The organism is Streptomyces africanus (assembly GCF_002150735.1).
GTDB classification, from domain to species: domain Bacteria; phylum Actinomycetota; class Actinomycetes; order Streptomycetales; family Streptomycetaceae; genus Streptomyces; species Streptomyces africanus.
Window position 1 is genome coordinate 1 of sequence record NZ_MUKA01000016.1, and the last position, 9,007, is coordinate 9,007.

General features: G+C 71.5%; 6 protein-coding genes. All 6 read left to right on the plus strand.

Features of this window, described 5'->3' with window-relative positions; all coding sequences use genetic code 11:
* Positions 1-3,007, plus strand: a 3,007-nt coding sequence (locus CCL05_RS02605; RefSeq protein ID WP_086558842.1) for an Rne/Rng family ribonuclease, incomplete at its 5' end; no start/stop codon positions are given.
* Between the two features lie 267 nt (positions 3,008-3,274).
* Positions 3,275-3,595 (plus strand): 50S ribosomal protein L21, encoded by a 321-nt coding sequence (rplU, locus tag CCL05_RS02610; protein ID WP_020269559.1) that lies wholly within the window; start codon positions 3,275-3,277, stop codon positions 3,593-3,595.
* A gap of 14 nt (positions 3,596-3,609) precedes the next feature.
* Complete coding sequence (gene rpmA, locus CCL05_RS02615) at positions 3,610-3,864, plus strand: 50S ribosomal protein L27 (RefSeq protein ID WP_010041940.1); 255 nt, start codon at positions 3,610-3,612, stop codon at positions 3,862-3,864.
* Between the two features lie 126 nt (positions 3,865-3,990).
* Positions 3,991-5,427 carry a GTPase ObgE gene (gene obgE, locus CCL05_RS02620; RefSeq protein ID WP_086558843.1) on the plus strand — a complete coding sequence of 479 codons (1,437 nt, stop codon included), beginning with the start codon at positions 3,991-3,993 and terminating at the stop codon, positions 5,425-5,427.
* Between the two features lie 162 nt (positions 5,428-5,589).
* Positions 5,590-7,080 carry an FG-GAP-like repeat-containing protein gene (locus tag CCL05_RS02625; protein WP_244204132.1) on the plus strand — a complete coding sequence of 497 codons (1,491 nt, stop codon included), beginning with the start codon at positions 5,590-5,592 and terminating at the stop codon, positions 7,078-7,080.
* Between the two features lie 179 nt (positions 7,081-7,259).
* On the plus strand, positions 7,260-8,810 hold the full coding sequence (locus CCL05_RS02630; protein WP_086558845.1) for an alkaline phosphatase D family protein: 1,551 nt from the start codon (positions 7,260-7,262) through the stop codon (positions 8,808-8,810).
* Positions 8,811-9,007: the final 197 nt, after the last annotated feature.

The following is a 9,007-nucleotide window of genomic DNA, read 5'->3' on the forward strand; positions in this document are numbered from 1 at the left end:
GGCGGCCGGGACCGAGGAGCCCGAGGAGGCGGAGGAGTCCGCGCCGGCGGAGGCGCGGGACGAGCAGCCCGGCGGTTCGCGCCGCCGTCGCCGTCGCCGGGGTGCCGGGGACGAGCCCGAGGCCCAGACCACCGAGGCCCAGAGCACCGAGGCCCCCGCCGAGAGCGCCGTCGACGAGTCCGAGGAGCCCGAGGAGTCCGCCGAGGGCGACGACCAGGACGACTCCGAGGGCACCGGCTCGCGCCGTCGCCGTCGCCGGGGCGGCCGCCGTCGTCGGCGTGGTGAGTCCGCCGACACCGACGCCGAGGCCGGCGAGGGCACGGACGCCGAGTCCGAGCAGGTCGCCGCCGGACAGGCCGGGCAGGACGCCGAGGACACCGCGGAGCAGACCGAGGAGGACCAGGACGAGTCCGACGAGGCCGCCGACCGCGACGAGTCGTCCGGCGGGGGCGGCTCCAGCAGCAGCCGCCGGCGCCGTCGCCGCCGTCGCCGTGCCGGTGACAGCGCGCCCGAGGCCGAGCCGTCCGAGGACGACCCGGAGCGCACGGTCGTCAAGGTCCGAGAGCCCCGCCCCAAGGCCGAACCGTCCGACGAGGTGCAGTCCATCAAGGGCTCGACCCGTCTGGAGGCCAAGAAGCAGCGCCGCCGGGAGGGCCGCGAGCAGGGCCGCCGGCGCGTCCCGATCATCACCGAGGCCGAGTTCCTGGCCCGGCGCGAGGCCGTAGAGCGCGTGATGGTCGTCCGCCAGCACGGCGACCGTACGCAGATCGGCGTCCTGGAGGACAACGTGCTCGTCGAGCACTACGTCAACAAGGAGCAGGCGGTCTCGTACGTCGGCAACGTCTACCTCGGCAAGGTGCAGAACGTGCTGCCGTCGATGGAGGCCGCCTTCATCGACATCGGCAAGGGCCGCAACGCGGTGCTGTACGCCGGTGAGGTCAACTTCGAGGCGCTCGGCATGGCCAACGGGCCGCGGCGCATCGAGTCCGCCCTGAAGTCCGGGCAGTCCGTGCTCGTCCAGGTGACGAAGGACCCCATCGGGCACAAGGGCGCCCGTCTGACCAGCCAGGTCTCCCTGCCCGGCCGTTACCTCGTGTACGTGCCCGAGGGCTCCATGACCGGCATCAGCCGCAAGCTGCCCGACACCGAGCGGGCCCGGCTGAAGACGATCCTCAAGAAGATCGTCCCCGAGGACGCGGGCGTCATCGTGCGCACCGCCGCCGAGGGTGCGAGCGAGGACGAGCTGCGCCGGGACGTCGAGCGGCTCCAGGGGCAGTGGGAGGAGATCCAGAAGAAGGCCAAGAACGGCGGCAACGCGCCGACGCTGCTGTACGGCGAGCCGGACATGACCGTCCGGGTCGTGCGCGACATCTTCAACGAGGACTTCTCCAAGGTCGTCGTCAGCGGCGACGAGGCGTGGCAGACCATCCACGGCTATGTCTCGCACGTCGCGCCGGACCTCGCCGAGCGGCTCCAGAAGTGGACCTCCGAGGTCGACGTCTTCGCCACGTACCGGATCGACGAGCAGCTCGCCAAGGCGCTGGACCGCAAGGTCTGGCTGCCCAGCGGCGGTTCGCTGGTGATCGACCGGACCGAGGCGATGGTCGTCGTCGACGTCAACACCGGCAAGTTCACCGGTCAGGGCGGCAACCTCGAGGAGACCGTCACCAGGAACAACCTGGAGGCGGCCGAGGAGATCGTGCGCCAGCTGCGGCTGCGCGACCTCGGCGGCATCATCGTCATCGACTTCATCGACATGGTGCTGGAGTCCAACCGGGACCTGGTGCTGCGGCGCCTGCTCGAATGCCTGGGCCGGGACCGTACGAAGCACCAGGTGGCCGAGGTGACCTCGCTGGGGCTCGTGCAGATGACCCGCAAGCGGGTCGGGCAGGGGCTCCTGGAGTCCTTCTCCGAGACCTGCGTCCACTGCAACGGACGCGGTGTCATCGTGCACATGGAGCAGCCGACCAGCGCCGGCGGAGGCGGCGGCAAGCGCAAGAAGCGTGCCCGTGCCGGTGCCGCCGATCAGCCGCACGTGCACGAGGCGGCCGTCGAGACCGCCGAGCAGGAGGCGGAGACCGAGGCCGAGGTCGGCGCCGAGATCGCCGAGCCGATCGCGCTGCCCGAGCCGGCCTTCGAGCCCGACGAGGAGCTGTACAGCAGTGCCGCCGAGGCGGAGGCCGCGGCCACGCGCGGTCGGTCGCGGCGCCGGTCGAGCCGGCGGGCGTCGGCTCCGGCGGGTGCGCCGCGCGGTGAGACGGCGGAGCCGAAGGCCGAGCAGGACAGGCAGGCCGAGGTGCCGACGGCTCAGGACGTGACCGCCGCCGAGGAGGTGGCCCGTCCGGTGCAGCCGGAACCGGCCGCCGAGGCGCACGCCGAGCCGATCGCCGTCGAGGACCCGGTCGTCGAGGCCCCGGCCGCCGAGGAAGCCGCGCCCAAGGGCCGTGGCCGCCGGCGGGCGACGCGCAAGGTGTCCGCGCCGGCCGGTTCTCCGGCGGGGGCGGAGGCGACCGTCGTGACGGTGTCCGAGACGGCGCCCGCCGCGGCCGAGGCCGCGCAGGAGCCCGAGCAGGCCGAAGAGCCCGCGGCGGCTGCCGAGGCGGTCGCGGAGGCACCCGCCGAGAGCGCCGCCCCGGCCCGTCCGCGGCGCCGCGCCGTGCGCAAGCCCACCGTGTCCACCGCGCCCGAGGAGGCGGCCGTCGTGGTCGTCCCGTCGGCCGCGTCCGAGGAGGCCCCGGAGGTCGCCGAGGCTGACGGTGCTGCCGAGCAGGAGGCCGCCGAGGAGGCGGCCCCGGCCAAGAAGACGGCCCGCAAGACGGCCAAGAAGGCCACGGCGAAGAAGGCCGCCACCAAGAAGACCGCGGCGAAGAAGACCGCGGCCAAGAAGACGACGGCGAAGAAGGCGGCGAAGACCACCAAGACCGCCGCCAAGAAGACCACGTCGAAGAAGACCGTCGCGGCGGAGCAGTCCCGCTCCTCCGTCTCGGCCTCCACCGACGAGGACTGATCGTCCCGACGTCCGCCGGGGCGTGCGCGGACCGCGCGTACGCCCCGGCGGACGCGACCGGCGTGACCGGTCGCACAGGTGGCGGACCCGGCTCGGTTTGACCCTCTTGGCCGCGGCCCCGTAACCTTGACCGTCGGCGTGTCGAATGACGCGTCACATCCCCGTAAACCTCATCCTCCGGGCGCCGGGCGCCCAGGAGAGGCCGCTCGCTGTGTCGGGTGGCTGGCCTGCGGGGGTGCCGTTTCCCGAGCGAGAGAGTGAGTCCGCGTGTACGCCATCGTGCGCAGCGGTGGTCGCCAGCACAAGGTTGCTGTCGGCGACATCGTTGAGGTTGACAAGATTTCCACTGCCCAGGTTGGCGACACGGTCGAGCTCTCGACCCTGCTCGTTGTCGACGGCGACGCCGTGACCAGCGACCCGTGGGTGCTGGCCGGCATCAAGGTCCAGGCCGAGGTCGTGGACCACCACAAGGGCCAGAAGATCGACATTCTGCGCTACAAGAACAAGACCGGTTACCGCCGTCGCCAGGGCCACCGCCAGCAGTACACGGCGATCAAGGTCACTGAGATCCCCACGGCTGCGAAGTAAGGGACTGAGGAGAAATGGCACACAAGAAGGGCGCATCGTCCACCCGGAACGGTCGCGACTCCAACGCCCAGCGGCTCGGCGTGAAGCGCTTCGGCGGTCAGGTCGTCAACGCGGGTGAGATCCTGGTCCGTCAGCGCGGCACCCACTTCCACCCGGGCGCCGGTGTCGGCCGTGGCGGCGACGACACGCTGTTCGCGCTGCAGGCCGGTTCGGTGCAGTTCGGCACCCACCGTGGCCGCAAGGTCGTGAACATCGTTCCGGTCGCCTGACCGGAAGCTTTCGCGAGGCGGACCTCACTTCCCTCACGGGAAGCGGGTCCGCCTTTCGCGTGTTACGCAGAGAACAACCCCGTACAACCCGTACACAACGGCCGTACATCACTGGAGGCACACACCATGACCACCTTCGTGGACCGCGTCGAGCTGCATGTCGCCGCGGGTAACGGAGGTCACGGCTGTGCCTCCGTTCACCGTGAGAAGTTCAAGCCACTGGGCGGGCCCGACGGCGGCAACGGCGGTCGCGGCGGGGACGTGATCCTCACCGTCGACCAGTCCGTCACCACGCTCCTGGACTACCACCACTCCCCGCACCGCAAGGCCACCAACGGCAAGCCCGGCGAGGGCGGCAACCGCTTCGGCAAGGACGGACAGGACCTGGTCCTGCCGGTGCCGGACGGCACGGTCGTGCTCGACAAGGCGGGCAACGTCCTCGCCGACCTGGTCGGGCACGGCACGTCGTTCGTCGCCGCGCAGGGCGGCCGGGGCGGGCTCGGCAACGCGGCACTGGCGTCCGCGCGGCGCAAGGCGCCCGGGTTCGCGCTGCTCGGCGAGCCGGGAGACGTGCGTGAAGTCGTCCTGGAGCTGAAGACCGTCGCCGACGTGGCCCTCGTCGGATACCCGAGCGCCGGCAAGTCGTCCCTGATCTCGGTGCTGAGCGCCGCCAAGCCGAAGATCGCCGACTACCCGTTCACCACGCTCGTGCCGAACCTCGGTGTCGTCACGGCCGGCTCGACGGTGTACACGATCGCCGACGTGCCCGGGCTGATCCCGGGAGCCAGCCAGGGCAAGGGCCTGGGCCTGGAGTTCCTGCGGCACGTGGAGCGGTGCAGTGTGCTCGTGCACGTCCTGGACACCGCCACGCTGGAGTCGGACCGCGACCCGGCCTCCGACCTCGACGCCATCGAGTCGGAGCTGCGGGAGTACGGCGGGCTCGACAACCGTCCGCGGATCGTCGTGCTGAACAAGATCGACGTACCGGACGGCAAGGGGCTGGCCGAGATGGTGCGGCCCGACCTGGAGGCGCGCGGGTACCGCGTGTTCGAGGTGTCGGCCGTGGCGCACATGGGGCTGAAGGAGCTGTCGTACGCGCTCGCGGAGCTCGTGGCGAAGGCGCGGGCCGCGAAGCCGAAGGAAGAGGCCACGCGGATCGTGATCCGGCCCAAGGCCGTGGACGACACGGGCTTCACCGTGACGCGCGAGGACGACGGGCTGTTCCGGGTGCGCGGGGAGAAGCCCGAGCGCTGGGTGCGGCAGACCGACTTCAACAACGACGAGGCGGTCGGCTACCTGGCGGACCGGCTCAACCGGCTCGGAGTCGAAGAGGAACTGATGAAGGCCGGGGCCCGGAGCGGCGACGGTGTCGCCATCGGTCCCGAGGACAACGCGGTCGTCTTCGACTGGGAGCCGTCCGTGATGGCCGGGGCCGAAATGCTCGGGCGACGCGGTGAGGACCACCGGTTGGAGGAGGCGCGACCGGCCGCGCAGCGCCGCAGGGACCGGCAGGCCGAGCGGGACGAGGCGGAGCGGGAGTTCGACGACTTCGAGCCGTTCTGATCCGTTTCTGGGTCCGAAGGTTAACGGAAAGCAAAGACGAAACGGATCCTGAGGCAACCAACTGGCGCTCCGGTGAGTCGTACAGGGCAGCGCGGATGAGGATCTTGTTCCTCGCCGCGTCCAACTGCCCAGCGGATCACCGGAGTTCACGTGCCCCAGTCCATGAGCAAGCGCAGCATCGGCCGAGGAGTCGGGGTGGCGGCGGCGATCGCCGTGGTCGCGGCCGTCACCGTCCCGATGGCCGCGCACGCCGCCGACGCCGCCCCCACCACCCCGGCCGCCGCGGCGAAGCTCCACGACGATTTCAACGGCGACGGCTACCAGGACCTGGCCGTCGCCGCCCCTCACGGCAAGGCGGGCGGCAAGGTCCGTGCCGGGTACGTGGCCGTCGTCTACGGCTCGGCGAAGGGCATCGACCTCGCCCACAAGCAGGTCATCAGCCAGGACACCCCGGGCATACCCGGTGCCGCCGAGGCCGAGGACTACTACGGGGACGGTCTGGCCGCCGGTGACCTGGACGGCGACGGTTACGCCGACCTGGTCACCGGCGCGCAGGGCGAGGACGTCGGGGACGTCATCAACGCCGGCACGCTCGCCGTGCTGTGGGGCGGGCCGCAGGGCCTGTCGGGCGGTACGGCCGTGGCCACCGGCACCGAGGAGGACCGCGTCGACCCGCTCCGCCCGGCGCTCGGCGACTTCAACGGCGACGGTCACCTGGACCTCGCCACCGGGAACCGCCTGCTGTACGGGCCGTTCGACCGCACCGCCGGTGCCGCGAGCAGCCACCGCCTCGCCCTGGAGGCCGAGTACGTCACGGACGACGTGGCCGCCGGTGACGTCGACCACGACGGCATCACGGACCTGGTCGCGCTCATCCACGACAACAGCGACGACGACCTGCACGACCCGGACGCCAAGCACCGCCGCGCGGTCTACCTGCGCGGCACCGCGGACGGGCTCAGCGCCCCCGCCCCGCTGAAGAACCCCGACGGCACGCGGATGCGCGGCGGCGAGAGCCTCGGCATCGGCGATGTGAACAAGGACGGGTTCGGCGACCTCGTCATCGGCCGCCCGGTCGACGGCTCCGGTGAAGTCCCGCTGGAGGACCCTCTGCTGAAGGGCGGCCAGATCGGGGTCGTGTACGGCTCGGCCGACGGCCCCGACACCTCCCGTACGACGATCACCACGCAGGACACCCCCGGTGTGCCCGGCAGCCCGGAGTGGGGCGACGGCTTCGGCGGGGGCATCTCGGTCGCCGACGTCAACGGCGACGGCTACGCCGACGTTTCCACCGGCAGCGGGACCGAGGGCATCGGGGACGTGTACGCGGCCGGGCAGTTCACCGTCCTGCGCGGCGGGAAGTCCGGGCTGACCGGCGAAGGCGCCGTCGCCATGAACCAGAACACCGCGAACGTCCCGGGCACGGCGGAGCAGAACGACTTCTTCGGCGCCGAGACCAAGCTGCTCGACGTGGGCGGCGACGGCCGGCCCGAGCTGTTCGTCAGCGCCACCGGGGAGAACCGGGACGGGGGAGTCTGGGCGTTCCCCAACCCCGTCAACGCCCCCACGGCCACCGGCTCGATCAGCTTCGGCGCGGGCACCCTCGGCACCGTCGCGGACGGCTCCGCCCTCGGCGCGGGCTTCGCCCGGTGATCCCTGGCTGATCATCTGTCAGACCCACCCCGGCAACGGCTTGTTCCGACGCTGGCGGTGGGTCTTCTTTTGTCTGCTTAGTTGTCATGTACGTGAACTCCGGCGTTCAGCGGGCGGACCGCCCGCGAGCGTGAAGCTTCCCCGTGTCCAAGTGGCCAGCGAGGTAAGGGAGTCAGACGATGACCGGAGCAGTATCCCCCGACCGACGCCGTTTTCTGACCGCCGGTGCCGCGGTCCTCGGCGCGGCGGCCTCCGCCCAGCTGTGGCTCCCCGCCACCGCCCACGGGGCCGAGACGCCGCTGCCCGACGGCGTGTTCAGCCTCGGCGTCGCCTCCGGAGACCCGCTGCCGGACGGCATCGTGCTGTGGACCCGGCTCGCCCCGGACCCGCTGAACGGCGGCGGTATGCCCGACCGGGTGGTGCCCGTGGAGTGGCAGCTCGCGGAGGACCAGCGGTTCAGAAAGCCCGTCCGCCGGGGCACCGCCCAGGCCCGGCCCGAGTACGGGCACAGCGTTCACGTGGACGTACGCGGCCTGCGCCCGGACCGTACGTACTGGTACCGCTTCCGCACCAGCGGGCAGCTCTCGCCCGTCGGCCGCACCCGCACCGCACCCCACCCCTACAGCTCCGGTGGCTCCCTGCGCATGGCCCTGGCCTCCTGCCAGAACTGGCAGCACGGCTATTTCACGCCATACGCAGACATGCTGGAGCAGGACCCGGACGTCGTGGTGTTCGTCGGCGACTACATTTACGAGTCCACGCCCTCGGCGACGGGCGTACGGCGCCACGAGGGGACCGGTGAACCCTTCAGCCTCGTCCAGTACCGCAACCGGTACGCCCAGTACCGCACCGACCCGGACCTCGCGGCCATGCACGCGAACGCGCCCTTCGTGGTGACCTTCGACGACCACGAGGTGGACAACGACTTCGCCGGCGAGATCCCGCAGGACCCGGACAAGCAGCCGCACGACGCGTTCGTGGCCCGGCTGACCGCGGCCTACCAGGCGTACTACGAGCACATGCCGGTCCGTGCGACCGCCGTCCCGGACGGACCGCACATCCGGATGTACCGCCGTCTGGAGTTCGGCCGGCTGGCCCGGCTCAACGTCCTGGACACCCGGCAGTACCGCAGCGACCAGGCCACCAGCCAGGCCGGTGCCCAGGACCCGTCGCTGACCATGCTGGGCGCGCGGCAGAAGCAGTGGCTGCTGAACGGGCTGCAGTACTCGCCGGCCCGCTGGAACCTGATCGCCTCGCAGATCATGATGGCCGAGACGGACCTCCAGGTCGGCGAGGGCAAGCTCTGGTTCTACGACGCCTGGGACGGCTACCAGGCCGAACGCAACCGATTCCTGCAGGAGTTCAAGCAGGTGCGCAACCCCGTCGTGCTCTCCGGAGACCGGCACCTGACGATGATCAGCGACCTCAAGGAGGACTACGCCGACCCGGACTCCGAAGTCGTCGGCGCCGAGTTCGTCGGCACCTCCATCTCCAGCAACGGCGACCAGGACCAGGCGGCCTTCCGCAAGGAGTGGGACCCGCGCCGCCCGGACAACCCCCACTGGAAGCTGCTCGACGCCCACCGCGGCTACCACCTCTTCGACATCGGCCGCGCCGGCATCGACGCGCAGGTGAGGGTGGTCGACACCGTACGGCAGCCGTCGGCGACGCCGAGCACGCTGGCCAGGCTGCGGGTCGAGGCGGGCCGGCCGGGCGTCGAGGTGGTCTGACCCGGCTCCTGGCACACGTGTGAGCCCGGTACTCCTCGGAGTGCCGGGCTCTTCGTCGTACGAGACGCGTGAGCCGTGTGAGAAGTCCGACCCGGGCTGCCGCTGTATTGCTCTCGCCGAGACCGAAACGCTGCGGAATCTTGACCGGGAATTCCGCGGCAATGAGCCGCCGCGACCGGCGCCGGGGCGACGGTGCG